General features: G+C 61.5%; 26 protein-coding genes. 22 read left to right on the top strand and 4 right to left on the bottom strand.

Features of this window, described 5'->3' with window-relative positions:
* Positions 1-41: 41 nt before the first annotated feature.
* The 11 genes from C6558_RS21825 to C6558_RS21775 all read left to right on the top strand — a co-directional run bounded on the left by C6558_RS21825 (position 42) and on the right by C6558_RS21775 (position 9,850).
* Complete coding sequence (locus tag C6558_RS21825; RefSeq protein WP_025426764.1) at positions 42-362, top strand: septum formation initiator family protein; 321 nt, start codon at positions 42-44, stop codon at positions 360-362.
* A 136-nt stretch (positions 363-498) separates the two neighbouring features.
* On the top strand, positions 499-1,545 hold the full coding sequence (gene pdhA / locus C6558_RS21820) for a pyruvate dehydrogenase (acetyl-transferring) E1 component subunit alpha (RefSeq protein ID WP_025426765.1): 1,047 nt from the start codon (positions 499-501) through the stop codon (positions 1,543-1,545).
* Between the two features lie 17 nt (positions 1,546-1,562).
* Positions 1,563-2,936: a pyruvate dehydrogenase complex E1 component subunit beta gene (locus C6558_RS21815; RefSeq protein ID WP_025426766.1), complete on the top strand. Its 1,374-nt coding sequence runs from the start codon at positions 1,563-1,565 to the stop codon at positions 2,934-2,936.
* A gap of 15 nt (positions 2,937-2,951) precedes the next feature.
* On the top strand, positions 2,952-4,292 hold the full coding sequence (locus C6558_RS21810) for a pyruvate dehydrogenase complex dihydrolipoamide acetyltransferase (protein ID WP_025426767.1): 1,341 nt from the start codon (positions 2,952-2,954) through the stop codon (positions 4,290-4,292).
* A gap of 67 nt (positions 4,293-4,359) precedes the next feature.
* On the top strand, positions 4,360-5,001 hold the full coding sequence (locus C6558_RS21805) for an SGNH/GDSL hydrolase family protein (RefSeq protein ID WP_025426768.1): 642 nt from the start codon (positions 4,360-4,362) through the stop codon (positions 4,999-5,001).
* 1 nt (position 5,002) lies between these two features.
* Complete coding sequence (locus C6558_RS21800) at positions 5,003-5,584, top strand: GNAT family N-acetyltransferase (RefSeq protein WP_025426769.1); 582 nt, start codon at positions 5,003-5,005, stop codon at positions 5,582-5,584.
* 18 nt (positions 5,585-5,602) lie between these two features.
* Positions 5,603-7,048, top strand: a complete 1,446-nt coding sequence (gene lpdA / locus C6558_RS21795) for a dihydrolipoyl dehydrogenase (protein WP_025426770.1) — start codon at positions 5,603-5,605, stop codon at positions 7,046-7,048.
* Between the two features lie 78 nt (positions 7,049-7,126).
* Entirely contained in the window at positions 7,127-7,378 is a 252-nt protein-coding gene (locus C6558_RS21790; protein ID WP_025426771.1) for a GlsB/YeaQ/YmgE family stress response membrane protein, read from the top strand.
* Positions 7,379-7,512: 134 nt separating this feature from the next.
* A complete protein-coding gene (gene lipA, locus C6558_RS21785) occupies positions 7,513-8,484 on the top strand; it encodes a lipoyl synthase (protein WP_025426772.1) in 972 nt (323 codons plus the stop codon).
* A 316-nt stretch (positions 8,485-8,800) separates the two neighbouring features.
* Entirely contained in the window at positions 8,801-9,391 is a 591-nt protein-coding gene (locus tag C6558_RS21780; protein WP_025426773.1) for an ATPase AAA, read from the top strand.
* A gap of 9 nt (positions 9,392-9,400) precedes the next feature.
* Entirely contained in the window at positions 9,401-9,850 is a 450-nt protein-coding gene (locus C6558_RS21775; protein WP_025426774.1) for a type II toxin-antitoxin system RatA family toxin, read from the top strand.
* On the opposite strand, the gene C6558_RS21770 is transcribed toward C6558_RS21775, so the two are convergent.
* Positions 9,838-10,335: a CinA family protein gene (locus C6558_RS21770; protein WP_107027693.1), complete on the bottom strand. Its 498-nt coding sequence runs from the start codon at positions 10,333-10,335 to the stop codon at positions 9,838-9,840. The genes C6558_RS21775 and C6558_RS21770 overlap by 13 nt on opposite strands.
* Entirely contained in the window at positions 10,322-11,545 is a 1,224-nt protein-coding gene (locus C6558_RS21765) for a bifunctional 2-C-methyl-D-erythritol 4-phosphate cytidylyltransferase/2-C-methyl-D-erythritol 2,4-cyclodiphosphate synthase (RefSeq protein ID WP_107027692.1), read from the bottom strand. The genes C6558_RS21770 and C6558_RS21765 overlap by 14 nt, the downstream gene beginning before the upstream one ends.
* Positions 11,546-11,694: 149 nt before the next feature.
* On the opposite strand from C6558_RS21765, the gene dusB reads away from it, so the two are divergent.
* The 9 genes from dusB to hflX all read left to right on the top strand — a co-directional run bounded on the left by dusB (position 11,695) and on the right by hflX (position 23,227).
* Entirely contained in the window at positions 11,695-12,723 is a 1,029-nt protein-coding gene (gene dusB / locus C6558_RS21760; protein WP_084814404.1) for a tRNA dihydrouridine synthase DusB, read from the top strand.
* Positions 12,720-13,874: a nitrogen regulation protein NR(II) gene (locus tag C6558_RS21755; RefSeq protein ID WP_025426778.1), complete on the top strand. Its 1,155-nt coding sequence runs from the start codon at positions 12,720-12,722 to the stop codon at positions 13,872-13,874. The genes dusB and C6558_RS21755 overlap by 4 nt, the downstream gene beginning before the upstream one ends.
* On the top strand, positions 13,871-15,325 hold the full coding sequence (gene ntrC / locus C6558_RS21750; RefSeq protein WP_084814403.1) for a nitrogen regulation protein NR(I): 1,455 nt from the start codon (positions 13,871-13,873) through the stop codon (positions 15,323-15,325). Before C6558_RS21755 ends, ntrC begins: the two co-directional genes overlap by 4 nt.
* Positions 15,326-15,537: 212 nt before the next feature.
* Complete coding sequence (locus C6558_RS21745; protein WP_025426780.1) at positions 15,538-17,808, top strand: PAS domain-containing sensor histidine kinase; 2,271 nt, start codon at positions 15,538-15,540, stop codon at positions 17,806-17,808.
* Entirely contained in the window at positions 17,798-19,162 is a 1,365-nt protein-coding gene (gene ntrX, locus C6558_RS21740; protein WP_025426781.1) for a two-component system response regulator NtrX, read from the top strand. The genes C6558_RS21745 and ntrX overlap by 11 nt, the downstream gene beginning before the upstream one ends.
* A 52-nt stretch (positions 19,163-19,214) precedes the next feature.
* The gene (trkA, locus tag C6558_RS21735; protein WP_025426782.1) at positions 19,215-20,591 is read left to right on the top strand and encodes a Trk system potassium transporter TrkA; all 1,377 of its coding nucleotides are present in this window, start codon (positions 19,215-19,217) and stop codon (positions 20,589-20,591) included.
* 15 nt (positions 20,592-20,606) lie between these two features.
* On the top strand, positions 20,607-21,470 hold the full coding sequence (locus C6558_RS21730; RefSeq protein ID WP_025426783.1) for a D-amino-acid transaminase: 864 nt from the start codon (positions 20,607-20,609) through the stop codon (positions 21,468-21,470).
* A 110-nt stretch (positions 21,471-21,580) separates the two neighbouring features.
* A complete protein-coding gene (gene hfq, locus C6558_RS21725; protein WP_003535434.1) occupies positions 21,581-21,823 on the top strand; it encodes an RNA chaperone Hfq in 243 nt (80 codons plus the stop codon).
* 78 nt (positions 21,824-21,901) lie between these two features.
* Positions 21,902-23,227 (top strand): GTPase HflX, encoded by a 1,326-nt coding sequence (gene hflX, locus C6558_RS21720; protein WP_057205085.1) that lies wholly within the window; start codon positions 21,902-21,904, stop codon positions 23,225-23,227.
* A 26-nt stretch (positions 23,228-23,253) separates the two neighbouring features.
* Here the strand turns inward: hflX and mazG are convergent, their stop codons facing one another.
* Together mazG and C6558_RS21710 are read right to left on the bottom strand one after the other, a co-directional pair.
* Entirely contained in the window at positions 23,254-24,087 is an 834-nt protein-coding gene (gene mazG / locus C6558_RS21715; RefSeq protein WP_025426785.1) for a nucleoside triphosphate pyrophosphohydrolase, read from the bottom strand.
* Positions 24,088-24,091: 4 nt separating this feature from the next.
* Entirely contained in the window at positions 24,092-24,679 is a 588-nt protein-coding gene (locus C6558_RS21710; RefSeq protein WP_025426786.1) for a nucleoside deaminase, read from the bottom strand.
* Between the two features lie 231 nt (positions 24,680-24,910).
* Here C6558_RS21710 and cysG point away from each other — a divergent pair, with 231 nt between their 5' ends.
* Together cysG and C6558_RS21700 are read left to right on the top strand one after the other, a co-directional pair.
* A complete protein-coding gene (gene cysG / locus C6558_RS21705; protein WP_025426787.1) occupies positions 24,911-26,368 on the top strand; it encodes a siroheme synthase CysG in 1,458 nt (485 codons plus the stop codon).
* Positions 26,369-26,378: 10 nt separating this feature from the next.
* Positions 26,379-26,693 carry a DUF2849 domain-containing protein gene (locus tag C6558_RS21700; protein WP_025426788.1) on the top strand — a complete coding sequence of 105 codons (315 nt, stop codon included), beginning with the start codon at positions 26,379-26,381 and terminating at the stop codon, positions 26,691-26,693.
* Positions 26,694-26,700: the final 7 nt, after the last annotated feature.

The following is a 26,700-nucleotide window of genomic DNA, read 5'->3' as shown; positions in this document are numbered from 1 at the left end:
GGTTAGTCTCACCCTGTATTGCGTATCAGGGTGTGAACGGGATGTGGACAAGGCATCATAAGAAACGGAAACTGGGCCGACTGGTGCTGCCGCTGATCGCGGTCGCCTTTCTGTCTTATTTCGGCTATCATTCCATTCACGGCGGCTACGGCTTGAAGGCGACGGAGCAATTCGATCGCCAGATCGTTGAGCGGCAGGCACGGCTGGACGAGCTCACAAAGCGGCGAACGACCCTCGAAAAGGAGGTTCAGCTGATGAGCGACGGTTCGCTGGAGCGTGACATGCTGGATGAGAAGGCTCGCCTCGCGCTCAATATGTCGCGCAGCGATGAAATTGTCATTTTCCACCGCATGACGAATTAACCGAAATTCGGTTAATTGGCATTTCATATTTAAATTCAATAACTTGCGCGGAATGCGAGCCATGCAAATATGGCATTGCTGTGGCGCTTTTCTTTCCCTATGGTAACCCTCAAAGGCTAACCATTGGGAGGAATGAATGGCTCCGCGAAAAAACGCGTCCGTCTCCAGCCGTAAGACCGCAGCAAAGCCGGCCAAGAAGGACCTGAGCGGCGGTAATATCGCCGAATTCACCAAAGAAGACGAACTGAAAGCCTACCGCGAAATGCTGCTGATCCGGCGTTTCGAGGAAAAGGCCGGCCAGCTCTATGGCATGGGTTTCATCGGCGGCTTCTGTCATCTCTACATCGGCCAGGAAGCTGTCGTCGTCGGCATGCAGATGGCGCTGAAAGACGGTGACCAGGTCATCACCGCCTACCGTGACCACGGCCACATGCTGGCCTGCGGCATGAGCGCCCGCGGCGTCATGGCCGAACTCACGGGTCGTCGCAGCGGTCTTTCCAAGGGGAAGGGCGGCTCGATGCACATGTTCTCCAAGGAAAAGCATTTTTACGGCGGTCACGGCATCGTCGGTGCCCAGGTGTCGCTCGGCACCGGCCTTGCCTTTGCCAACCGCTATCGCGGCAACGACAATGTCAGCGTCGCCTATTTTGGGGATGGCGCGGCCAACCAGGGCCAGGTCTATGAAAGCTTCAACATGGCGCAGCTGTGGAAGCTTCCGGTGATCTACGTGATCGAGAACAACCGCTACGCCATGGGCACGTCGGTCACCCGCGCATCGGCGCAGACCGATTTTTCGAAGCGCGGTGTCTCCTTCGGCATCCCGGGCTTCCAGGTCGATGCCATGGATGTTCGTGCGGTCAAGGCGGCGGGCGACGAGGCTGTCGAGTATTGCCGTTCGGGCAAGGGCCCGATCATTCTCGAAATGCAGACCTATCGCTACCGCGGCCACTCCATGTCCGACCCGGCGAAGTACCGCTCGAAGGATGAAGTGCAGAAGATGCGGTCGGAACACGATCCGATCGAACAGGTGAAGGCACGTCTGACCGAAAAGGGATGGGCGAGCGAGGACGAGCTGAAGCAGATCGACAAGGACGTCCGCGACATCGTCGCCGACAGCGCCGATTTTGCCCAGGCTGATCCGGAGCCGGATGTATCCGAGCTCTACACCGATATCCTGCTTTGATCCGGGGAGGCTCAAATATGCCAGTAGAAATTCTCATGCCCGCCCTTTCCCCGACGATGGAGGAAGGCACGCTCTCGAAATGGCTGAAGAACGAAGGCGACAAGGTCTCCTCCGGCGACGTCATCGCCGAGATCGAGACTGACAAGGCCACCATGGAAGTGGAAGCCGTCGATGAAGGCACGATCGGCAAGCTGCTGATCGCCGCCGGCACCGAAGGCGTCAAGGTCAATACGCCGATCGCAGTCCTGCTGCAGGATGGCGAAGGCGCTGGCGATATCGCCGCACCGAAGGTGGATGCGCCCAAGGCTGCCACCGCCAGCGAAGCACCCGCAGCTTCGGCGCCGGCACCGGTTGCGGCCCAGCCGAAGGTCGAAGTTGCCGCCGATCCGGCAATCCCGGCCGGCACCGAAATGGTGACGATGACCGTGCGTGAAGCTCTGCGCGACGCCATGGCCGAGGAAATGCGCGCCAGCGACGACGTCTTCGTCATGGGCGAAGAAGTCGCCGAATACCAGGGCGCCTACAAGATCACGCAAGGCCTGCTTCAGGAATTCGGCGCCCGTCGTGTCATCGACACGCCGATCACCGAACACGGCTTTGCCGGCGTCGGCGTTGGCGCTGCCATGACCGGCCTGCGCCCGATCGTCGAGTTCATGACCTTCAACTTCGCCATGCAGGCGATTGACCAGATCATCAACTCCGCCGCCAAGACGCTCTACATGTCCGGCGGCCAGATGGGCGCGCCGATCGTGTTCCGTGGCCCGAGCGGTGCTGCGGCCCGCGTAGCGGCGCAGCACTCGCAGTGCTATGCCGCCTGGTACAGCCACATTCCAGGTCTCAAGGTTGTCATGCCCTATACGGCAGCTGATGCGAAGGGCCTGCTGAAGGCGGCCATCCGCGATCCGAACCCGGTCATCTTCCTCGAAAACGAAATCCTCTACGGTCAGTCCTTCGAAGTGCCGAAGCTCGACGATTTCGTGCTGCCGATCGGCAAGGCCCGTATCCACAAGGTCGGCAAGGACGCAACCATCGTTTCCTTCGGTATCGGCATGACCTATGCGATCAAGGCGGTCGCCGAACTGGAAGCGCAGGGCATCGACGTCGAGCTGATCGACCTTCGCACCATCCGTCCGATGGATCTGCCGACGGTGATCGAATCCGTCAGGAAGACCGGTCGTCTGGTGACAGTCGAAGAAGGCTATCCGCAGTCTTCCGTCGGTACCGAGATTGCGACCCGCGTCATGCAGCAGGCCTTCGACTATCTCGATGCCCCGATCCTGACGATCGCCGGCAAGGATGTGCCGATGCCTTACGCCGCGAACCTCGAGAAGCTCGCGCTTCCGAACGTCGCAGAGGTCGTCGATGCGGTGAAAGCCGTTTGCTACAAATAAGGGGAGGGCCCTTCGATGCCTATCAACATCACAATGCCTGCCCTCTCTCCGACGATGGAAGAAGGCAATCTGGCCAAGTGGCTGGTCAAGGAAGGCGATAAGGTCAAGTCCGGCGACGTGATCGCCGAGATCGAGACGGACAAGGCGACGATGGAAGTCGAGGCCGTCGATGAAGGCACCGTTGCCAAGATCGTCGTTCCCGCCGGCACCGAAGGCGTCAAGGTCAATGCGCTGATTGCGGTCCTTGCAGCCGACGGCGAAGATGTCGCCGCGGCCGCCAAGGGCGGCAACGGTGCAGCGGCACCGGTCGCGGCCGAAACGAAGGAAGCGCCCGCGCCGGCAGCGGCCAGCGCTCCGGCGCCCGCTGCAACTCAGCCGGTGGCGGCAGCGCCGCAGGCGGCCAAGACGGAATCCGGCAGTCGCGTGTTCTCGTCGCCGCTAGCGCGTCGTCTTGCCAAGGATGCCGGCATCGATCTCTCGGCGATCGCCGGCTCCGGCCCGCATGGCCGCGTGATCAAGAAGGACGTCGAGACTGCTGTTGCCGGTGGCGGCGCGAAGCCGGCCGCTGCACCAGCAGCAGGTGCTGCAGCTCCCGCTGCCGCGCCGCTTGCCAAGGGCATGTCGGAAGACGCCGTACTCAAACTGTTCGAGCCCGGCTCCTACGAGCTCGTGCCACATGACGGCATGCGCAAGACGATCGCCAAGCGGCTCGTCGAATCCAAGCAGACGATCCCGCACTTCTACGTCTCGCTCGATTGCGAACTGGATACGCTTCTGGCGCTCAGGGCCCAGCTCAATGCTGCCGCTCCGGAAAAGGACGGCAAGCCGGTCTACAAGCTCTCGGTCAACGACATGGTGATCAAGGCGCTGGCGCTGGCTCTGCGTGACGTTCCGGATGCCAACGTGTCCTGGACCGACAGCAACATGGTCAAGCACAAGCATGCCGACGTCGGCGTCGCCGTGTCCATCCCGGGCGGCCTGATCACGCCGATCGTTCGCCAGGCGGAGCTGAAGAGCCTGTCTGCCATCTCCAACGAGATGAAGGACCTCGGCAAGCGCGCCAAGGACCGCAAGCTGAAGCCCGAGGAATATCAGGGCGGCACGACGGCGGTCTCCAACATGGGCATGATGGGCGTCAAGGACTTCGCCGCCGTCGTCAACCCGCCGCACGCCACGATCCTTGCGGTCGGTGCGGGCGAGGAACGCGTCGTCGTCAAGAACAAGCAGATGGTCATCGCCACTGTGATGACGGTCACGCTTTCGACCGACCATCGTTGCGTCGATGGCGCGCTCGGCGCCGAACTGCTCGGAGCCTTCAAGCGCTACATCGAAAACCCGATGGGCATGCTGGTCTGATGTGGACAAGGACCGGCCCTCGGGCCGGTCCGTTCCTTGATCGCAACGCCGAAGGCGGGCCCGGACGATGAAAACACTTCTCTGCTACGGTGACAGTCTGACATGGGGCTATGACGCGTCCGGCCCGGGCCGTCATGCACTCGCAGACCGTTGGCCGAACGTGCTGCAGAAGGCGCTCGGGCCGGACGTTCATGTTGTTGCCGAAGGGTTGAATGGACGCACGACCGCCTATGACGATCACCTCGCCGATTGCGACCGCAACGGCGCGCGGATGCTGCCTACCGTCCTTCACAGTCATGCGCCGCTCGATCTGATGGTCATTCTGCTCGGCTCCAACGATATGAAGCCGATCATTCACGGCACGGCTTTCGGCGCGGTCAAGGGTATCGAGCGCCTGGTCAATCTCGTGCGTCGTCACGATTGGCCGGTCGAAACGGCGGAAGGCCCCGAAATCCTGATCGTTTCGCCGCCGCAGCTTTGCGAGACGGCAAACAGTGCGTTCGCGGCGATGTTCGCCGACGGCATCGAGCAGTCGGCGATGCTGGCGCCGCTCTACCGCGACCTTGCAGACGAACTCGATTGCGGGTTCTTCGATGCGGGATCGGTTGCAAGGACAACGCCGCTCGATGGCGTGCATCTGGACGCTGAAAACACCCACGCGATCGGCCGGGGCCTCGAGCCGGTCGTCCGGATGATGCTCGGTGTCTGAGATGACGGACGACGTCACCATCAGACCGGCGGAACGAAACGAGGCGGCAGAACTCGCCGTTCTCGTCGACATCGCCTCGCAAGGCTTTGCCGCCTGGCTCTGGTCTGGCGCGGTTCTTGGCGGGGCGACCGATACGGCTTTCGAGCGCGGGCGCAACAAGCTGCGCGAGGATGTCGGCCCTGGAAACTGGCGGGATGCGGTCGTTGCCGACCTCGATGATGAAATCGCGGGGGTATCGATCGGCTACGGTATCGACGCTTCGGTGGCGGAAATCGAAGCGAAGCATGCTGTGCTCGAACCCCTGCTGGCGCTGCAGCGGCCTGTGGTCGGCCACTGGTTCATCGATAGCCTCGGCGTTTACCGCCATCGGCGCGGCCGCGGCATCGGACGCAGACTGCTTGCACATGAAATTGCACGCGCCGGCTCGGCGCCGGTGAGCCTGATCACCGAAAGCCACAATGACAGGGCGCAGGCACTCTACAGGGCAAACGGCTTCGAGGAGGCGGCTCGGACCGAGGCCGTGCCGCTCTTCGAAGGTAGCAGAAAACACGACTGGGTGCTCTTCACCCGCAAGGTCGCTTGAGACAAAGGCAGGAAACACATGGCTGAGAATTACGACGTCATCGTCATCGGTTCGGGTCCGGGAGGCTATATCGCCGCTATTCGTGCGGCGCAGTTGGGCCTCAAGACTGCGGTCGTCGAGCGCGAGCATTTGGCTGGCATCTGCTCCAACTGGGGCTGCATTCCGACCAAGGCGCTGCTTCGCTCGGCCGAAGTGCTGCACTATGCCCAGCATCCGGGCAGCTACGGCATCAAGATCGAAGGTGCGGTGACGCCCGATCTGAAGGCGATCGTTGCCCGCTCGCGCGGCATTGCCGAGCGCATGAACGGCGGCGTCGGCTTCCTCATGAAGAAGAACAAGGTTGACGTCATCTGGGGCGAGGCCAAGCTGACCAAGCCCGGCGAGATCGTCGTCGGCAAGACGACGAAGGCGATCGTTCAGCCGCAGGCGCCGCTGCCGAAGAACACCAAGGGCGAGGGCACCTATACTGCCAAGCACATCATCATCGCCACCGGCGCCCGCCCGCGGGCCCTGCCGGGCATCGAGCCCGATGGTAAGCTGGTCTGGACCTATTTCGAGGCGATGAAGCCGGAGGAAATGCCGAAGTCGCTGCTTGTCATGGGCTCGGGCGCGATCGGCATCGAATTCGCTTCGTTCTACCGCACCATGGGTGTCGACGTGACCGTGGTCGAGGTCATGCCGACCGTGATGCCGGTCGAAGACGCCGAGATCTCCGCCATCGCCAAGAAGCAGTTCGAAAAGCAGGGCATGAAGATCCACCTTGAGGCCAAGGTGACGAAGGTCGATAAGGGCGCGAACTCGGTCACCGCCCATGTCGAGATGAAGGACGGCAAGGTCGAAAAGATCACCGCCGACCGGATGATCTCCGCCGTCGGCGTTCAGGGCAATATCGAGAACCTTGGTCTCGAAACGCTTGGTATCAAGACCGACCGCAGCTGCATCGTCATCGATGGCTACGGCAGGACCAATGTTCCCGGCGTCTACGCGATCGGCGACGTTGCCGGCCCGCCGATGCTCGCCCACAAGGCCGAGCACGAGGCCGTCATCTGCGTGGAGAAGATCGCAGGCTTGCCGAATGTCCACCCGATGGACAAGCTGAAGATCCCGGGCTGCACCTATTGCCACCCGCAGGTCGCCTCGGTCGGTCTCACCGAAGCCAAGGCAAAGGCCGAGGGCCGCGATATCCGCGTCGGTCGCTTTCCCTTCGTCGCCAACGGCAAGGCGATTGCCCTTGGCGAAGATCAGGGCATGGTCAAGACCATCTTTGACAAGAAGACCGGCGAGTTGCTGGGCGCGCACATGGTCGGCGCCGAGGTGACCGAACTCATCCAGGGTTTCGTCGTCGCGATGAACCTGGAGACGACAGAAGAAGACCTGATGCACACGATCTTCCCGCATCCGACGATTTCGGAGACGATGAAGGAAAGCGTGCTCGATGCCTATGGGCGTGCGCTGAACGCCTGATGGACCGGCCGTCGCCGGAACTTTTGGCGCGATCCCGCATTGATGACGCGACCTTGTCCTCAATGCACGGAGATCACCATGGCTGTAAACGGCGTCGGCATCCTGGCTGCGATCATCATCGGCGGTTTTGCCGGATGGCTTGCGGAGAAGTTCATGAACAGCGATGTCGGGCTGTTCATGAACATAGCGCTCGGCATCATCGGCGCGGTGGTGTCGAATATCATTCTGGCAGCCTTCGGCATGGCTTTTTCCGGCTGGCTTGCCTATCTGGTCTTCGGCTTTATCGGCGCCTGCCTGCTGATTGCCGTCGGCCGCGCTGTCAAACGATAGCCTGCGACGCTTCCTGCGTCAGCGATCGGGCTATCCAGAAAAAGGTGGCCTGACATTTCTCGTCGAGCCATCTATATAGATCGAAAAAGGGTCTGCCGGCACCAAGCCGCAGCCGCCGCGACGAGGAAGACAGTATGGTAACGGTATTCGATGCCGTCTCTGAAGGGGCGCAACGCGTCCGCCATCCGGAAAAGGCCCACAAGCCCGATACCGAAATGCTGCGCAAGCCGGAATGGATCCGCGTCAAGGCGCCGACCTCCAAGGGCTATCAGGAGACGCGCGAGCTGGTGCGTTCGCACAATCTCGTCACGGTCTGTGAAGAAGCCGGCTGCCCCAACATCGGCGAGTGCTGGGACAAGAAGCACGCCACCTTCATGATCATGGGCGAGATCTGTACCCGCGCCTGCGCTTTCTGCAATGTCTCGACCGGCAAGCCGAATGCGCTCGACATGGCCGAACCCGAGAACGTCGCCAAGGCCGTCAAGCAGATGGGCCTCTCCCACGTCGTCATTACCTCCGTCGACCGCGACGACCTGGCCGACGGTGGCGCCGAACATTTCGAGAAGGTGATCTGGGCGATCCGCGCCGCTTCGCCGCAGACCACCATCGAAATCCTGACGCCCGACTTCCTGAAGAAGCCTGGCGCACTGGAGCGCGTCGTCGCCGCCAAGCCTGATGTGTTCAACCACAACATGGAAACCGTACCGGGCAACTATCTCACCGTCCGTCCGGGCGCCCGATACTTCCACTCCATCCGCTTGCTTCAGCGCGTCAAGGAGCTCGATCCAACGATGTTCACCAAGTCCGGCATCATGGTCGGCCTCGGCGAAGAGCGCAACGAAGTGCTGCAGCTGATGGACGACCTGCGCACCGCCGACGTCGATTTCATGACCATCGGCCAATACCTGCAGCCGACCCGCAAGCACCACAAGGTCGAGAAGTTCGTCACCCCGGAGGAATTCAAGTCCTACGAGACGGTCGCCTATACCAAGGGCTTCCTCATGGTCGCCTCGAGCCCGCTGACCCGCTCGTCGCACCATGCCGGCGACGACTTCGCCCGCCTGCGGGCAGCGCGCGAAAAGAAGTTGGCGGCTGCTGCCGGGTAGAACCGAGGCACTTCGAAACAACAGGAACTCCGGCCCCAGTGCCGGAGTTTTCGTTTGACGGTTACTCATCTCGGGCGATGTGCATAATTTCCCGATTGCGCGCGAAACTTGCGAATTTTTGGCCGATCGCGTATCGGCTGTTCTCTCTTCCTTGATTGGAATGCTGATGGTTCGATATTTGTCGAACCAAGACGCCGCTTTTCTTTTGAAGAGCCTATGCCGGGTGCCGATCATCTGATCGATCGTCAGGTTTCGATCGTGACAACGATCATTTTCCAACCGACCCTAGACCGGGATTGTTTGGCGGAGTTTGTCGATGGATCAGCCAGTAGCGCCTGGGAACGTGAACGACGTCGACGATGCCGTTGCTGCCGGTCATATCCGCAATGCCAGGCGTATCCTCGTGGTCGGATGCTCCGGTGGTGGCAAGTCGACGCTTTCGCAGAAGCTGGCTCGGCATTTCGACCTTACCTACATCTCCATTGATCGCGATATTCTGTGGTTGCCTGGCTGGGTCCAACGCGATCGGGCCGAACAGCGCCGACGCATCGTCGAGAGGATCGCCGACGATCGCTGGATCATGGATGGCACCAATCCTTCGACCTTCGATGTCCGCGTGCCGAGAAGCGATATCGTGGTCTGGGTGCGGATGCCGCGGCTTCTCTGTGTCTGGGGCGTCGTCACCCGCTGGCTGAAATATCTCGGCCGCGCCCGCCCGGAAATGGCGCCGGGCTGCATCGAGAAGGTCGATTGGCAGTTCCTCGAATTCATCTGGACCTTCGAGGACAAATTCTCGCCGCGTATCGTCGCAGGCCTTGCCCAGCACGGCCCGCATGTGCCGGTTCTGCAGTTGAAATCGCGGCGCCAGATGCAGAGGCTCCTTGATCTTCTCGGCGTGCCCGCTTAACTCCCTTCTATGCCGCACTTTGAAACAAACCATGTCGTCAAGCACACGGCCGACCAGATGTTCGATCTCGTCGCTGATGTCGAACACTATCCGGAATTCCTGCCGCTCTGTGAGGCGCTGACCGTGCGCTCACGCAAGGAAAGGGATGGCAAAATCCTGCTGCTGGCTGACATGACCGTCGGCTACAAGGCGATCCGCGAGACCTTTACGACGCAGGTGCTGCTCAACAAGGCCGAGCGCCAGATCGAGGTCAAATATATCGACGGTCCGTTCAAATATCTCGACAATCGCTGGCGCTTCGAGCCAGCGGGTGAGGGGCAGTCGATCGTGCATTTCTACATCGACTATGAGTTCAAGAGCCGCATTCTCGGCGCCTTGATGGGCTCGATGTTCGACCGTGCCTTCCGCATGTTCTCCGACGCCTTCGAGAAGCGCGCCGACAAGATCTACGCCGTCTGAGCGACCTCGGTCAGCATCTCGAGCGCCGTTCGGATGGTTGCCAACCGCACGGCGTCGCGGCCGATATCGCCGTAGCGCATCTCGCGGTGGAGGGCTGCGCCGTTGCGGCCGGTTGCTGACAGATGGACCAGGCCAACAGGCTTTTCCATCGATCCGCCGCCCGGGCCGGCAATGCCGGTCACGGCAACGGCAAAGTCTGCCGCGGAGCGCGCAACCGCGCCGCGCGCCATTTCGATGGCGGTCTGCCTTGAAACTGCGCCGTGCGCTGCGAGCGTTGCCGGATCGACACCGAGCATCTGGATCTTGGCGTCGTTGGAGTAGGTGACGAAACCGCGGTCGACGACGGCGGATGATCCGGAAATTTCCGTCAGTGCCCCGGCAATCAGGCCTCCCGTGCAGGATTCGGCGGTTGCCACCTTGAGACCGCGCGCGGTGAAATCGGCAATGATTTTGCCGGCCGTCGCCTGAATGTCATTCGGCCACATCATGGGCTCCCCCTCCGGTGTAGACAACGGTTGCGGTCGCGATTGCGGCGATACCCTCGTCGCGGCCGATGAAACCGAGCCGCTCGTTCGTCGTCGCCTTGACCGAGCAGCGGTCAAGATCGATGCCGAGCATGTCGGCAAGGTTCTCCCGCATCGCCTGGCGATGCGGCCCGACTTTCGGGGCCTCGGCAATCAGCGAAATATCGGCATTGGTGATCGTGCCGCCGCGCTGACGCACAATGTTTGCCGCATGTTCGAGGAAGATGCGCGATGCGGCACCCTTCCACTGCGGGTCGGACGGCGGGAAGTGATCGCCGATATCACCGGCACCGCAGGTAGCAAGCAGCGCATCTGTGAGCGCGTGCAAGGCAACGTCGGCATCGGAATGGCCGGAGAGCTTCTTGGTGTGCGGAATAAGGACGCCACAAAGCGTAACGCCATCACCTTCGACCAGCTGGTGTACGTCATAGCCATTGCCGGTGCGAACGTCCGGAATCAGATGTCGCTTGAGTTTTTCGTCGGCCATGGCGATGTCCCTTTTCAGTGTGAGCTTGACGTTGTCGACCGTGCCTTCGACGAGGGTAACAGGGATCCCCGCCCATTCGGCGATTGACGCGTCGTCGGTGAAATCTGTGCGGCCGCTTGTCGCTGCGGCTCGGTGGGCGTCGAGGATGGTCTTGAGGTCGAAGGTCTGCGGTGTCTGTGCCGCATGAAGGTGATTGCGCGGAACGGTTTCGGTCACCATGCCGGCGGCATCGGCGCGCTTGAGCGTATCGGAAACGGCAAGCGCCGGCAGCACGGCACGCGCTCCCCTTGTCAGCGCATCGGCACAGCGCGACAGCAGGGCGTGGTCGGCAAAGGGGCGCACGGCGTCGTGAATCATCACGTTGCGTGAGCCGGTTGCCGCTACGGCTTCAAGGCCTGCGAGAACCGATTGCTGTCGCGTTGCGCCGCCGTGGACCACGATCAACTCGCGCGCCAGCGATCGCCTGCGTGCCGCTGCCAGCAGATCCTCGTCATCGGGGTGGATGACAACCACGATCGGGCCGGTCCCCGGCCATGTCGCGAAAGTGTCAAGCGTATGGGCGATAACGGGCTTGTCGCCGATGGTGCGGTACTGCTTCGGCCCTTCGGCCGACTGTCCCGCGCGCTCGCCGCGCCCTGCTGCAACAATCACGACGCCGCAGGAAAGCTGTTCTTCAGGCTGCATCTTCTGTATGTGGTCCCGGATTTCGCCAATCTTCGCCGTGATGTACCGCGAAGGTCCGTGCTTTGCCAGCCGAGCAGGGAAATTTGCCCGACGCATCGAAATCGCTTGGCAAGCCAAAGAACAATGTCTAAAAATAGTGCAAGAACAACATGTGCCTGAAAGATATGCATTTGCCAGCTCCGGCTCTGTCAACACCGCTTCGGATCGGGAATATCGAAATCCGCAACCGGGTGGCGCTCGCCCCGATGTCTGGCGTCACGGACCTGCCATTCCGCACCTTTGCCTGGCGCTTCGGCGCAGGGTTCGTCGTGACGGAAATGGTGGCGAGCCGCGAACTGGTCGGCAACGCGTTGGAATCCTGGGCCAGGCTGAAGAACTCCGGCATCAAGCCGCATATTGTTCAGCTTGCCGGACGTGAGGCCCATTGGATGGCCGAGGCGGCAAAAATCGCTGCCGCTAATGGCGCCGACGTCATCGATATCAACATGGGCTGCCCGGCAAAGAAGGTGACGGGTGGCTATTCCGGCTCGGCGCTGATGCGCGATCCTGACCATGCTCTGTCCCTGGTCGAGGCAACGGTCAACGCCGTGGATGTACCGGTCACGCTGAAGATGCGGCTTGGCTGGGACGAAAACTCGATCAATGCGCCGCTGATTGCAAGAAGGGCGCAGGAGGCCGGTGTCCAGGCGATTACCGTGCACGGCCGCACCCGGATGCAGTTCTACACCGGCAGGGCCGATTGGGATGCGATCCGCGCCGTGCGCGAGGTCATTTCCGTGCCGCTGGTTGCCAATGGCGACGTCGATACGGTGGCGGATGCCGAAGAGATCCTCAGGCGCTCCGGCGCCGACGCCGTCATGGCCGGGCGGTCTTCGCAGGGCCGTCCTTGGCATGTCGGCGTTCTCGCTGGCGCGTCAAGCCATCCCGACCAGGCTGAGATCGCCGACATTTTCGTGGAGCACTATGAGATGATGCTCGAATTTTACGGTGCCGACACGGGCCTGAGGCATGCACGCAAGCATGTCGGCTGGTATCTCGACCGTTTCGCACCTGATCTTGCCGGGGCAGAGAAGGGGGCGATCCTGACATCGACCGATGCCAGATCAGTCGCCGCGCGCGCATCCGATGCAATTCAAAGTTCGCTTGCGACCTTCTCTGGCGAAGGGATCGCCGCATGACCGAAAAACCCAATCCGGAAGCCTTGGCTGCTGCCAACGGGCTGTCGATGGCGGTGCTGAATGCCATTCAAAATCCGGTGATCCTTGTCGATGAGAACGGTCTCGTCGCCTTCGCCAACTGGGAAGCGGAGTCCTTTTTCGGTGCCAGCGCCAATCATCTGGCCCGGCACGATATCAGCGCCTTCATTCCGTTTGGCAGCCCACTTCTGACGTTGATCGAGCAGGTGCGCGAGCGCAGGGCCCCGGTCAACGAGTATCGCGTCGATCTCAGTTCGCCGCGGCTGGGCGCCGACAAGCTGGTTGATCTCTATGTGGCGCCAGTCATTTCGGAGCCCGGCTCCGTCGTGGTCGTCTTCCAGGAGCGGTCGATGGCCGACAAGATCGATCGCCAGCTGACACATCGGACGGCGGCGCGGTCGGTCACCGGCCTTGCCTCGATGTTGGCGCACGAGATCAAGAACCCGCTTTCCGGCATTCGAGGGGCCGCGCAATTGCTTGAGACTTCCGTCAACGACGAGGATCGGGCGCTGACGCGGTTGATCTGCGACGAGACCGACCGGATCGTCTCGCTGGTCGATCGGATGGAAGTGTTTTCCGACGAGAGACCCGTCGATCGCGTGCCGCTCAACATTCACTCGGTGCTCGATCATGTGAAGGCGATCGCCAAGGCGGGCTTTGCGCGCCGGATCAAGGTGACGGAGAATTACGATCCATCGCTTCCGTCGGTCTTTGCCAACCGCGACCAGCTCGTGCAGGTGTTTCTCAATCTCGTCAAGAACGCAGCGGAAGCGATCGGTGATCGCCACGAAGGCGAGATCATGCTGACGACCGCCTACAGGCCCGGTATCCGGCTTTCGGTCGCGGGCACCCGAGAAAAAATCTCGCTGCCGCTCGAATTCTGCGTGCATGACAATGGTCCCGGCGTTCCTTCTGACTTGCTGCCGCATCTGTTCGATCCGTTCATTACGACCAAGACCAATGGTTCGGGCCTCGGACTGGCGCTCGTCGCCAAAATCATCGGCGGCCATGGCGGCATCGTCGAATGCGACAGCCAGCAGAACCGCACGACTTTCCGCGTCCTGATGCCGGCCTCCAAGGGGCAGGCGGCGGACGAAGACGAACTGCCTATGACAAAAGGAAACATTGCATGACGGGTGCCACCATCCTCGTCGCGGATGACGACGCAGCCATTCGCACCGTGCTCAATCAGGCGCTGAGCCGCGCCGGCTACGATGTCCGGATCACGTCGAATGCGGCCACGCTCTGGCGCTGGATTTCCGCCGGCGATGGTGATCTTGTCGTCACCGACGTTGTCATGCCCGACGAGAATGCATTCGATCTGCTGCCGCGCATCAAGAAGGCGCGTCCCGATCTGCCGGTTCTTGTCATGAGCGCGCAGAACACGTTCATGACGGCGATCAAGGCCTCCGAAAAAGGCGCCTATGATTATCTGCCGAAGCCCTTTGACCTGACCGAGCTGATCGGCATCATCGGTCGGGCGCTGGCCGAACCGAAGCGCCGCCCGTCCAAGGTCGACGACGATTCGCAGGATGGCATGCCGCTCGTCGGTCGCTCGGCAGCGATGCAGGAAATCTACCGGGTTCTCGCCCGCCTGATGCAGACCGATCTGACGCTGATGATCACCGGCGAATCCGGCACGGGCAAGGAACTGGTGGCACGCGCACTGCATGACTACGGCAAGCGCCGCAACGGCCCCTTCGTTGCGATCAATATGGCGGCAATCCCGCGCGATCTGATCGAATCGGAATTGTTCGGTCACGAAAAGGGCGCCTTCACCGGCGCCCAGACGCGTTCGACCGGTCGTTTCGAGCAGGCCGAAGGCGGCACGCTGTTCCTCGACGAAATCGGTGACATGCCGATGGACGCACAGACGCGGTTGCTGCGTGTGCTGCAACAGGGCGAGTACACGACGGTTGGCGGTCGCACGCCGATCCGCTCCGATGTGCGCATCGTCGCGGCAACCAACAAGGACCTGAAGCAGTCGATCAACCAAGGTCTCTTCCGCGAGGACCTGTACTATCGGTTGAATGTGGTGCCGCTGCGCCTGCCGCCGCTGCGCGACCGCGCGGAAGACATTCCCGATCTTGTGCGCCACTTCGTGCAGCAGGCCGAGAAGGAAGGTCTGGACGTCAAGCGTTTCGATCAGGAAGCGCTCGAACTGATGAAGGCGCATCCGTGGCCGGGCAACGTGCGCGAGCTCGAAAACCTCGTGCGCCGACTGACTGCGCTTTACCCGCAGGACGTCATCACGCGGGAAATCATCGAAAACGAGTTGCGCTCGGAGGTCCCCGACAGTCCGATTGGAAAAACACAGGCGCGCAGCGGTTCCCTTTCGATCTCGCAGGCGGTCGAGGAGAACATGCGGCAATATTTCGCCGGCTTCGGTGACGCGCTTCCACCGAGCGGTCTTTACGAGCGTGTGCTTGCCGAGATGGAGTATCCGCTGATTCTTGCGGCTTTGACGGCGACGCGCGGAAACCAGATCAAGGCGGCCGATCTGCTCGGGCTCAACCGCAACACGCTGCGCAAGAAGATCCGCGAACTCGGCGTGTCAGTCTATCGCAGTTCACGCACGGCTTGACTTGGTCACAGCCACCGTTGCATTTTCGCCACAATACGTTGCTTGAACGTGTTATGACCGCCGAGTCGAGCGGTGTTGCGCTGCTTTGCCTGGCCGTTGGAGCTGTGGCTCATGCGCAACAGCCCCGATTGACGGTCCGGTCAATACCTTGACCCGGAATGTGAGTGAGAATTGCCGGTGCCCACGGGCGTCGGTTGGGGGAATGTCTTTATATGGTGGACGCAATGGCCTTGCCGCTGGGGACAGATGACGGAGTCGCGGCGCAGGACCGCCGCGCGTCCTTTGCCCTGCCGGGCCTCATGCTGGCGATCGGTGCCCTGGTCTGCGCAACCCTGTCGCTGCTCGTTTTGCTTGGGCTGACGCCGATCAGACTGGAGCGCAACGTCTTCATCGCCTGCGCGGCGATCAACGGCCTGTTCGTGATCGGCCTGATCTACCTCATCGTTCGCGAGATCCTCAGATTGCTTCGCGCGCGTCGCAAGGGCCGCGCTGCCGCACGGCTTCACGTGCGCATCGTCGCGCTGTTTTCGATCGTCGCCATCACGCCTGCCATTCTGGTCGCGATCTTCGCCAGCATAACGCTGGATGTCGGCCTTGACCGCTGGTTCTCGCTGCGGACGCAAGCGATCGTTCGCTCGTCGATCAGCGTCGCCCAAGCCTATGTGCTGGAAAATGCCAGCTATCTGCAGGGCCAGACCGTGTCGATGGCGAACGATCTGGAGCGCAATCGGCAACTCTACAGCCTCGACCGAACCGGCTTTACCGAGCTGGTGACGCGCCAGGCGAGGGGCCGCGGCATGCTTGGCGCCTTCCTCGTCCGTGCCGATGGTAGCGCCATTCTCCAGGCCAATATCTCGACGGAGAAGCCCTTGCCGGCCATCCCGCCGGACGCGCTGAAAAGCTCGGTTTCCGGCCAGCCGACATTGATACCACCAGGGATTACCAACCTGGTGGGGGCGGTGATCCCGCTTGACGACATTCCCGGCACCTATCTCTACACCGTTCGTAACGTCGATCCGGAAGTGATGCGTTCGCTGCGGCTGATGGAAGAAAACACCGCCGAATATAAGACCCTAGAGGCGGGCCGCGCCTTCACGCAGATCGCCTTCGGCGTTCTCTACATCGGCTTTGCGCTGATCGTGCTGCTGGCGGCGATCTGGACGGCAATCGCGGTTGCCGACCGTATCGTTCGGCCGATCCGGCAACTGATCGGCGCCGCCGACAGCGTTGCCTCGGGCAATCTCGACGTCGTGGTGCCGGTGCGTGCCGTCGACGGCGACGTCGGCAATCTTTCGCGCACGTTCAACAAGATGGTCTCCGAAATCCGCACCCAGCAGGAGCAGATTCTGGAGGCCAAGGATGAGGTCGATCATCGGCGGCGGTTCATCGAGGCCGTGCTTTCAGGCGTGACGGCAGCTGTCATCGGCGTCGGCCGCGATCGGCAGATCACCATTGCCAACTCTTCTTCAGAAGAGTTTCTGAAAAAGACAGCGCCGGATCTGCTCGGTGCCGATCTGCGCGCGGTTGCGCCTGAGATCGAGGAAGTGCTGGTCGAAGCTGAAAGCCGGTACCGCAACAACTTCCGCAAGCAGATCAACATCATGCGCGGCGGAACCGAGCGCACGCTGAACGTCCAGGTGACGCGTGAAGAGGGCGGCGAGGCAAACGAATCCTACGTCATCACCATCGACGACATCACAGATCTCGTAATCGCACAGCGCTCGACCGCCTGGGCCGATGTCGCGCGCCGCATCGCACATGAAATCAAGAACCCGCTGACGCCGATCCAGCTTTCTGCCGAACGTCTGAAGCGTCGCTACGGCAAGCAGATCGACCAGGAAGACAGGGTCGTCTTCGATCAATGCACCGACACGATTGTCAGGCAGGTCGAGGATATCGGCCGAATGGTCGACGAGTTTTCTGCCTTTGCCCGCATGCCGAAGCCGACGAAGGAGAAGGTGGATCTGCGCGCCATCCTGAAGGACGCGGTCTTCCTGCGCGAAATGGGCAACAACCACATCAGCTTCATTCGCGATTTTGGCAACGAGCCGCTTGAGGGCATGTTCGATGGCCGCATGCTCGGCCAGGCTTTCGGCAATATCGTCAAGAATGCCGTGGAGTCGATCGAAGCGGTGCCGACGGACGCTGTCCGTGGCGAGCCGAAAGTGCACGTACGGAGCCAACGGGACGGAACCAGCGGCCGGTTTGTCGTCGATGTCATCGACAATGGCAAAGGCCTGCCGACCGAGAACCGGCATAGAATTTTAGAACCGTATATGACGATGCGCGAGAAGGGCACGGGCCTTGGCCTCGCCATCGTCAAGAAGATCATTGAGGACCATGGCGGACAACTGGAATTGCACGACGCACCGGCCGATTTCGATGGCGGCGTCGGAGCAATGATCCGCGTGATCCTGCCGCCCGCCGGAGAAGCCGGGGGCGAAGACACTTTGAAGGGTAAGGGTACGAGCGATGGCCGCTGACATTCTGGTTGTGGACGATGAGGAAGACATTCGCGAGATCGTATCCGGCATCTTGTCCGACGAGGGGCACGAGACCCGAACGGCTTTCGACAGCGACAGTGCGCTCGCAGCGATCAGCGACCGCGTGCCGCGGCTCGTCTTTCTCGATATCTGGATGCAGGGCAGCCGCCTCGACGGCCTCGCTTTGCTCGACGAGATCAAGGGACGCCATCCCGATTTGCCTGTTGTCATGATCTCGGGTCACGGCAACATCGAGACGGCCGTCAACGCCATCAAGCGCGGCGCCTATGATTTCATCGAGAAGCCGTTCAAGGCCGACCGTCTGATCCTGATCGCCGAGCGCGCGCTCGAGAACTCCAAGCTGAAGCGCGAAGTCTCGGAGCTGAAGAAGAAGTCGGGCGACCCGGTCGAGCTGATCGGTACCTCCGTTGCCGTTTCGCAACTCCGGCAGACCGTCGAAAAGGTCGCGCCGACCAACAGCCGCATCATGATCCAGGGACCGTCCGGCTCCGGCAAGGAGCTGGTGGCGCGCATGATCCACCGCAAGTCGACACGCTCGACCGGGCCGTTCGTGGCGTTGAACGCTGCGGCGATCACACCCGACAGGATGGAGATCGCGCTTTTCGGAACCGAGGGAACGCCGGGGCAGCCGCGCAGAACGGGTGCGCTCGAAGAGGCACATGGCGGCATCCTCTATCTCGACGAGGTCGGCGAAATGCCGCGTGAAACGCAAAACAAGATCCTGCGTGTTCTCGTCGATCAGCAGTTCGAACGGGTCGGCGGCACCAAGCGCGTCAAGGTCGATGTCCGCATCATCTCCTCGACAGCCTACAACCTCGAAAATATGATCTCCGAAGGTCTTTTCCGCGAAGATCTCTTCCACCGGCTCGCGGTCATCCCCGTGCGGGTGCCGGCGCTGGCCGAGCGCCGTGAGGACATTCCGTTTCTCGTCGATATGTTCATGCGCCAGGTCAGCGAGCAGGCGGGCATTCGCCCGCGCAAGATCGGCGACGATGCGCTTGCCGTGCTGCAGGCCCACGACTGGCCGGGCAACATTCGCCAGCTGCGCAACAATATCGAGCGCCTGATGATCCTTGCCCGCAGCGACGGTCCTGACACGCCGATCTCGGCCGACATGCTGCCGACCGAGGTTGGCGATACCTTGCCGAAGATCTCCGCGCAGGGCGACCAGCACATCATGACGCTGCCGCTGCGCGAGGCTCGCGAAATGTTCGAGCGCGATTATCTGATCGCTCAGATCAACCGATTCGGCGGCAATATTTCCCGCACCGCCGAATTCGTTGGAATGGAGCGGTCGGCGCTTCATCGCAAGCTAAAGTCGCTGGGCGTTTGAGCGGTAAACTTCTTCCGGCTGGTGGCCGCCTGTTCCTGGGTGAAACAACGACATGAAGGTGATCATTTGTGGTGCGGGGCAGGTCGGCTACGGCATCGCCGAACGGCTTGCTCAGGAAGACAATGACGTCTCGGTGATCGACACCTCGGCGGCGTTGATTGCCAACATTACCGAAAGCCTCGATGTGCGCGGCTATGTTGGACACGGCGCCCATCCGGATGTGCTGGCAAAAGCCGGTGCCGACCAGGCCGACATGCTGATTGCGGTCACGCTGTTCGACGAAGTCAACATCGTCGCCTGCGAAGTGGCGCATGCGATCTTCAGCGTGCCGACCAAGGTCGCCCGTATCAGAGCGCAGAATTATCTGGCGCCGGAATACGCCAACCTGTTCTCCCGCGAGAACGTCCCGATCGATGTGACCATTTCGCCCGAGGTCGAAGTCGGGCGATTGGTGCTTCGGCGCATTTCGTTCCCCGGCGCTACGGATGTTGTGCGCTTTGCCGACGACCGTATTGCCATGGTGGCGATCGAGTGCATGGAAGACTGCCCGGTCGTCGACACGCCGCTGCAGCAGCTGAGCGAGCTGTTTCCCGATCTGCAGGCAACCGTGACCGGCATCTTCCGCAACGGCAAGCTGATCGTGCCGCATTCGACGGATCAATTGCAGACCGGCGACCTTGCCTATGTTGTCTGCGACCGGGATCATGCGCGCCGGACACTGTCTCTGTTCGGCCACGAAGAACAGGAAGCGCGTCGTATCGTCATCCTCGGCGGCGGCAATATCGGCTATTTCGTCGCCAAGGCGATCGAGGAAAACCAGCCGAGAACCCGCGTCAAGCTGATCGAAAGCGACCGCGACCGAGCCGTGATGATGGCTGACAAGCTCAGCAACACGGTCGTCCTCAACGGTTCGGCGATGGATCAGCGCATCCTGATGCAGGCCGACGTGCAGGACGCAGACCTGGTCGTGGCGCTGACCAACAACGACCAGATCAATATCCTCGGCAGCATGATGGCAAAACGCCTCGGTGCCAAATCGACACTCGTCCTGATCAACGAGCCGTCCTACCAGGACTTCGCGGGAACCGCCGGCGTTGATGCCTATATCAACCCGCGTGCGGTCACGATCTCGCGCGTTCTCCAGCATGTGCGCAAGGGGCGCATCCGCTCGGTCTATGCCGTCCAGAAGGGGATGGCGGAAGTGATCGAAGCAGAAGCGCTGGAGACGTCGCCGCTGGTCGGCAAGGCGCTACGCGAGCTGGATCTGCCCGACGGCATCCGCATCGGCGCCCTCTACCGGGACCAGACATTCATTCGCCCGCACGGTGACACCAAGATCAAGGCCAAGGACCGCGTGGTGCTCTTTGCGTCTGCCGATTCGGTGCGCCATGTCGAGCAGCTTTTCCGCGTCAGCATCCAGTTCTTCTGAGGTCAAACAAAAGCCATGCCGAGAATTGCCTATGTCAACGGCGCCTACGTGCCGCACGCCGATGCTGCCATCCACATCGAAGACCGCGGCTACCAGTTCGCCGACGGGGTCTACGAAGTCTGCGAGATCCGTCATGGCTTCATCGTCGATCTGACCCGGCATCTCGACCGCCTCAGCAGATCCTTAAGCGAACTTCGCATCGATTGGCCGATGAGCCGAGCCGCGCTGATCCACGTTATCCGCGAGGTGCTGCGCCGCAACCGGGTGCGAAACGGCCTGTTCTACATGCAGGTGACGCGTGGTACCGCGCGCCGCGATCACGTGTTTCCGGCAAAGGGTACTGTGCCGACCATCGTGGTGACGGCGAAACGCACCGATGCCGCAGTGATCGCCAGGAAAAATGCCGAAGGCATCTCCGCGATCACGGTTCCGGAGAACCGCTGGGATCGCGTCGACATCAAGTCGGTCGGCTTGTTGCCGAACGTGCTTGCCCGCCAGAGGGCCAAGGAGGAGGGCGCCCACGAGGCGATCTTCGTCGACCCCGATGGTACGGTGAAAGAGGGCGCCGCCACCAACGTCTGGATCGTCGATCGCGACGGCGTGCTGCGCACGCGCCCGGCCGATCACGGTATCCTGAGAGGCATCACCCGCACGACCCTGATGGACGTCGCAGCACCTCTTGGCATCAGGATCGAGGAAAGAGCATTCACCGTCGACGACATGCTCGCAGCCCGCGAAGTCTTCATCACTGCCGCCACGAGCATCTGTTTTCCGGTCGTTTCCATCGACGGCAAACCGATCGGCAACGGTCATCCGGGAAGCATAGCACAGAATATTCGTGAAGCCTTTTTCGGCGTTGCGGAAAAGACATTGATTTGATACCAAACTGACAGAGGTGTCGGGGGAAGCGTACTTGTGACGCCTCTGATTGAAAAAATAGACAAAATGCACCGGCGCGAGACGTCGGCAAATAAGAAAGAATCGGCGCGATGGCGGAACGTTCTCAGAACTTGCAGGATCTTTTTCTCAATACGGTCCGCAAACAGAAGATTTCTCTGACAATTTTTCTTATCAATGGCGTCAAATTGACGGGCGTCGTCACGTCTTTTGACAATTTCTGTGTGTTGTTGCGCCGCGATGGTCATTCGCAGCTCGTCTACAAGCACGCGATCTCGACCATCATGCCGGGCCAGCCGCTGCAGATGTTCGAGAACGAAGAAGCCGCATCCTGACGGGACGTTAGGCACATTACCAAACGGGATTCAAAGTCGTCGTCGATCATTCCGGAGCTTGAAACGCTCCGCGACGACATGCGCGCGGTCGTGATCGTGCCGGTTCTGAAAAAGACCGGCAGGCAGGCGGCTGAAACTCTCTCTGCAACCAGCACCCGCACCGACGAAAGTCGGCTGGAGGAGGCGACTGGCCTGGCTCGGGCGATCGACCTGAACGTCGTTCATGGCGCCATCGTTTCAGTGGCTCAGCCAAAGCCGGGGACGCTGTTGGGCACCGGCAAGATCGAAGAGATTGGCCACATCCTCGTCGAACAGGATGCCGGCCTCGTCATCGTTGACCATCCGCTGACGCCCGTGCAGCAGCGCAACCTGGAAAAGGAATGGAACGCCAAGGTCATCGACCGGACGGGCCTGATCCTTGAAATCTTCGGGCGACGCGCTTCCACCAAGGAAGGCACGCTGCAGGTCGATCTGGCGCATCTCAATTATCAGAAGGGCCGGCTCGTGCGCAGCTGGACCCACCTTGAGCGTCAGCGCGGTGGTGGCGGCTTCATGGGCGGCCCCGGCGAAACTCAGATCGAGGCCGACCGGCGCCTGCTGCAGGACCGCATCGTCAAGCTCGAGCGCGAGCTGGAGCAGGTTCGCCGCACCCGGCAATTGCATCGCTCCAAGCGCAAGAAGGTTCCGCACCCGATCGTGGCGCTTGTCGGCTACACCAACGCCGGCAAATCGACGCTGTTCAACAGAATGACCGGAGCCGGCGTGCTGGCCGAGGACATGCTGTTTGCAACGCTCGACCCGACGCTGCGGCGGTTGAAACTGCCGCATGGCCGCATGGTGATCCTGTCCGACACAGTCGGCTTCATCTCCGACCTGCCGACGCATCTTGTCGCCGCCTTCCGTGCGACGCTCGAAGAGGTGCTCGAAGCCGACCTGATCCTGCATGTGCGCGATCTTTCCGATCCGGACAATCAGGCGCAGGCAAGTGACGTTCTGCGCATCCTTGCTGATCTCGGTATCGACGAGAAGGAAGCGGCAGCGAGGCTTGTCGAAGTCTGGAACAAGATCGACCGGCTTGAGCCGGAAGCGCGCGAAGCCCTGACGAACAAGGCTGCAAGCACTGATAACACCGTGGCGGTCTCGGCGATTACAGGCGAGGGCGTCGACGTGCTGCTTGCCGAGATCGGTCGTCGTCTGTCCGGCGTCTTGACAGAGTGCACCGTCGTTCTCGGCGTCGATCAGTTGCAGCTTCTGCCCTGGGTCTACGAACACGCGATCGTCGATGGTCGCGAAGATCTCGAGGACGGCACGGTCAGCCTCGATCTGCGCCTGACCGAAAACGAGGCTGTGGACCTGGAGCGGCGTCTCGGCAACGGGCCGAAGCCGGTCGCCGAAGACTGGTAAGATCTTCTGCCTGAGGCGCTATCGCCTCAGGCCAATTGCCGTTCGATCGCCTTGGCCGCTTGCCAGAGTTCTTCCATCCGTTCCAGCGTTGCCGCCTCGAGCGTTTCTCCGTGAGCTTCAAGCTCATGCTCGATATGGGCAAAACGGCGGCGGAACTTGGTGTTGGTGCCGCGCAGCGCCATTTCAGGGTCGGCGCCGACATGCCGGCCGATATTCACCACCGCAAAGATCAGGTCGCCGAGTTCATCGGCTACCTTCGCACGGTCCTTTTCCCGCAGCGCTTGGCGCAGCTCGCCGATCTCTTCCTCGATCTTGTCGAGGATCGGTTCCGGCTCCGACCAGTCGAAACCGACTTTGGCGGCGCGCTCCTGAAGCTTCAGCGCCTCGATAAGGGCCGGGAAGCTGCGCTGGATCGAGCCCAGATGACTGGCAGCGCCGTCGGATGGCAGGCCGCGTGTGGCGCGCCGCGCCTGGCGCTCGGCCTTTTCAGCCTGCTTGATCTTGTCCCACTGGGTCTTGACCGTTTCCGGCGTGTCGGCGTCCGAACGGGCGAAAACATGCGGGTGGCGGCGGATCATCTTGCGCGTAACGGCCTCGACGACATCGCCGAAGGCGAATTCGCCGGCCTCTTCGGCCATGCGGGCGTGAAAAACCACCTGCAGCAGCAGGTCGCCCAGCTCGTCGCAAAGGTCATGCATGTCGCCGCGCTCGATTGCGTCGGCAACTTCGTAGGCTTCCTCGATCGTATAGGGCTTGATCGTTTCGAACGTCTGGACGACGTCCCAGGGGCAGCCGGTCTCCGGCTGCCTGAGCGCCTGCATGATGTCGAGAAGGCCCTTGATGTCGCGTGATGGTTCCATGGGATCAGTTCAACGGAATGGCGTTGTCGTTTTTGCCCGACTGGTAGCTGTCGGACAGGTGCTGATAGCGCTCGCGGATGCGCGCGTCCTGGGCCGCAAGCTTCTCTCGCGTTGACTGGTCGGCGTCCTTTGCGACCGCTGCGATCGACGACGACGTCCAGAAGGCGTTGTTCTGCGCGTAGCCGCCGGGTTCAAGCAGGAACACTTCCTTCAGGATCTTCAGGTCGTGCGGAATGGAGAAGCTGTCGCGCGAATCTTCGTGGCTGAAGAAATAGTAGAAATTGTCAAAGCCCGCCCAGGTGATCGCCGACAGGCACATCGAGCAAGGCTCGTGCGTGGAAAGGAAGATCAGATCGCGCGTGTCAGGCTTTTCTGCCATCTCGTAGAAGCGCTTGAGCGTGTGCACTTCACCGTGCCAGAGCGGGTTTTCGGTCTCGTTGTTGGTCTCGGCGAGAACGAGAGAAAGGTCTGTTTTGCGCAGGATCGCGGCGCCGAACACCTTGTTGCCTGCGGCGACACCCTTTTCCGTCAGGGGCAGGATGTCCTGCTCGATCACGTTGAGCAGCCGTTCGGCCAGTTCGGATTGTGTCATGTCTTCAGTCTCCGGCAGATGTGTTGCGGCATTTAACGGAGGTTGCCCCTTTGGCGCAATGGCCACCGACAGCGCCACCGGCCGGCCCTTCCGGAGATATTTGCTCAAAATGCTGCATGGCCGAGCAAAACAATACGTGACCCGAAAGCCATTGAAATTTCTGTTTCTTCAATTGCCGTGGGCTATGCGGGATATTCAGCGGAGCCTGTAGTAGGAACCGATTGCAAGAACATGGTGCAGCAGCTCTCCGTCTTTCCCGCATTCTTTCGCGTCGCGCAAAAGCGCGTGGCGGTGTTCGGCAATGGCGACGAGGCCTTTGCAAAGGTGCGGTTGCTGCTCAACACCGAAGCTTCGATCGTCGTCTACGCGGACGCGCCCGAGGCAGACTTCGCGGCATACCTCGGCGAGCGCGTGATTGAAACCGTGCGCGATACCTTCGCTCCGCACCAGCTTGAAGGCGTCATCCTTGTGTTTGCCGCGACTGGCAATGCGGCCAAGGATCGCCAGATCGTCATTGCTGCACGCGAACAGAAAATCCCGGCAAATGCCGTCGACCAGCCCGACTACTGCGATTTCTTCACGCCGGCGCTCGTCAATCGCGCACCAGTTGCCGTTGCGATCGGCACCGAAGGCGCCGGCCCGGTGCTTGCCCAGATGATCCGGGCACAGATCGACCAGCTGCTGTCGCCGTCGCTGGGGCTCGTTGCGTCGCTCGCAGCCAGCTATCGTGATGCCGTCGATCGACTGGTGCCGCGCGGCGTTGCGCGCCGCCTGTACTGGCGCCGTTTCTTCCAGGGGCCGGTTGCGGACAAGGTTGCGCTGGGTGATGTCGCCGCCGCGCGCCGCGAGGCTTCTCGCCTGCTTGATGCCGCGCATGCCACCGCGGGCCACGTCTGGCTCGTCGGCGCCGGTCCGGGCGCCGAAGACCTGCTGACGCTCAGGGCGCAGCGCGTGATGATGGAAGCCGATGCGATCGTCTATGATGCGCTGGTGCCGCAGGCGATCGTCGATATGGGTCGCCGCGATGCGGAAAGGCTCTCCGTCGGCAAGCGCAAGGGTTGCCACACGAAGTCGCAGGACGAGATCAACCAGCTGCTGGTGGAGCTCGCGGGTGAGGGCAAGCGCGTCGTTCGCCTGAAATCCGGCGATCCGCTTGTCTACGGCCGTGCTGGCGAAGAGATGGCAGCATTGCGCGATGCGGGCATTACCTATGAGATCGTGCCGGGCATCACTTCCGCCTTTGCCGCTGCTGCCGATTTCGAACTGCCGCTGACCCTGCGCGGCGTCGCGTCGTCACTGGTCTTTACAACCGGCCATGATCTGACCGGTGAAGTGCTGCCCGACTGGGCGCGGCTTGCCGTCTCCGGCGCCACGATCGCCGTCTATATGGGCCGCACTGTCGCTGCGTCGGTTGCCGGTCGCTTGATGCAGGCGGGCTTGCCCGCAGAAACCACCGTGGCTGTGATCGAGAACGCCAGCCGTGCCGATCGCCGGCTGATGCATGGCACGCTGAAGGACTTGCCGGACCTAGAGGGCCGCACGGAACTTTCCGGCCCGGTGATGGTCATTATCGGTGACGCTGTCGCCGGCGCGAATTTCGAGCGTTCCGAGCCTCTGGTGGCGGGCAAACGCACCAACAAGCAAACGAAGATCGAAGCTGCGGAGCGCAGCGAACAGATTCTGAACTAAGGGAAACGTCATGGTGAACAAGGTTTTGACGGCAAATCGGCTTTCGGATGGCATATCCGTCTGGCTGGATGCCTCGGGCAACTGGGTCGAATCGCTCCAGCAGGCCTTCATCGCCCGCCATGCCGAGGCGGTCACCGCACTGGAAGCGACAGGCAAGGTTGCCTTCGACGACAACAAGGTGGTCGATGCCAATGTCGTCGACGTCGAGGAAGTCAACGGCACCCTGCGGCCCTTGCGCATGCGCGAGCGTATCCGGGCCGAAGGCCCTTCGATCCCCTATGCCGCCGGATACAATGGCCTTGCCGGCCCGAACTTTGCTGCCTGAGGAACCG

The sequence above is a fragment of the Ensifer sp. NM-2 genome (genome assembly GCF_003024455.1).
Lineage (GTDB): Bacteria > Pseudomonadota > Alphaproteobacteria > Rhizobiales > Rhizobiaceae > Ensifer > Ensifer canadensis.
Note: the sequence above shows the minus strand (reverse complement) of the source record. Positions and strands in the feature narration are given on the sequence as shown.

Bases quoted from the DNA above. Each gene is read 5' to 3' on its own strand.
- C6558_RS21825 (WP_025426764.1), top strand. From the start codon at position 42: ATGTGGACAAGGCATCATAAGAAACGGAAACTGGGCCGACTGGTGCTG.
- pdhA (WP_025426765.1), top strand. From the start codon at position 499: ATGGCTCCGCGAAAAAACGCGTCCGTCTCCAGCCGTAAGACCGCAGCA.
- C6558_RS21815 (WP_025426766.1), top strand. From the start codon at position 1,563: ATGCCAGTAGAAATTCTCATGCCCGCCCTTTCCCCGACGATGGAGGAA.
- C6558_RS21810 (WP_025426767.1), top strand. From the start codon at position 2,952: ATGCCTATCAACATCACAATGCCTGCCCTCTCTCCGACGATGGAAGAA.
- C6558_RS21805 (WP_025426768.1), top strand. From the start codon at position 4,360: ATGAAAACACTTCTCTGCTACGGTGACAGTCTGACATGGGGCTATGAC.
- C6558_RS21800 (WP_025426769.1), top strand. From the start codon at position 5,003: ATGACGGACGACGTCACCATCAGACCGGCGGAACGAAACGAGGCGGCA.
- lpdA (WP_025426770.1), top strand. From the start codon at position 5,603: ATGGCTGAGAATTACGACGTCATCGTCATCGGTTCGGGTCCGGGAGGC.
- C6558_RS21790 (WP_025426771.1), top strand. From the start codon at position 7,127: ATGGCTGTAAACGGCGTCGGCATCCTGGCTGCGATCATCATCGGCGGT.
- lipA (WP_025426772.1), top strand. From the start codon at position 7,513: ATGGTAACGGTATTCGATGCCGTCTCTGAAGGGGCGCAACGCGTCCGC.
- C6558_RS21780 (WP_025426773.1), top strand. From the start codon at position 8,801: ATGGATCAGCCAGTAGCGCCTGGGAACGTGAACGACGTCGACGATGCC.
- C6558_RS21775 (WP_025426774.1), top strand. From the start codon at position 9,401: ATGCCGCACTTTGAAACAAACCATGTCGTCAAGCACACGGCCGACCAG.
- C6558_RS21770 (WP_107027693.1), bottom strand. From the start codon at position 10,335: ATGTGGCCGAATGACATTCAGGCGACGGCCGGCAAAATCATTGCCGAT.
- C6558_RS21765 (WP_107027692.1), bottom strand. From the start codon at position 11,545: ATGCAGCCTGAAGAACAGCTTTCCTGCGGCGTCGTGATTGTTGCAGCA.
- dusB (WP_084814404.1), top strand. From the start codon at position 11,695: ATGTGCCTGAAAGATATGCATTTGCCAGCTCCGGCTCTGTCAACACCG.
- C6558_RS21755 (WP_025426778.1), top strand. From the start codon at position 12,720: ATGACCGAAAAACCCAATCCGGAAGCCTTGGCTGCTGCCAACGGGCTG.
- ntrC (WP_084814403.1), top strand. From the start codon at position 13,871: ATGACGGGTGCCACCATCCTCGTCGCGGATGACGACGCAGCCATTCGC.
- C6558_RS21745 (WP_025426780.1), top strand. From the start codon at position 15,538: ATGGTGGACGCAATGGCCTTGCCGCTGGGGACAGATGACGGAGTCGCG.
- ntrX (WP_025426781.1), top strand. From the start codon at position 17,798: ATGGCCGCTGACATTCTGGTTGTGGACGATGAGGAAGACATTCGCGAG.
- trkA (WP_025426782.1), top strand. From the start codon at position 19,215: ATGAAGGTGATCATTTGTGGTGCGGGGCAGGTCGGCTACGGCATCGCC.
- C6558_RS21730 (WP_025426783.1), top strand. From the start codon at position 20,607: ATGCCGAGAATTGCCTATGTCAACGGCGCCTACGTGCCGCACGCCGAT.
- hfq (WP_003535434.1), top strand. From the start codon at position 21,581: ATGGCGGAACGTTCTCAGAACTTGCAGGATCTTTTTCTCAATACGGTC.
- hflX (WP_057205085.1), top strand. From the start codon at position 21,902: ATGCGCGCGGTCGTGATCGTGCCGGTTCTGAAAAAGACCGGCAGGCAG.
- mazG (WP_025426785.1), bottom strand. From the start codon at position 24,087: ATGGAACCATCACGCGACATCAAGGGCCTTCTCGACATCATGCAGGCG.
- C6558_RS21710 (WP_025426786.1), bottom strand. From the start codon at position 24,679: ATGACACAATCCGAACTGGCCGAACGGCTGCTCAACGTGATCGAGCAG.
- cysG (WP_025426787.1), top strand. From the start codon at position 24,911: ATGGTGCAGCAGCTCTCCGTCTTTCCCGCATTCTTTCGCGTCGCGCAA.
- C6558_RS21700 (WP_025426788.1), top strand. From the start codon at position 26,379: ATGGTGAACAAGGTTTTGACGGCAAATCGGCTTTCGGATGGCATATCC.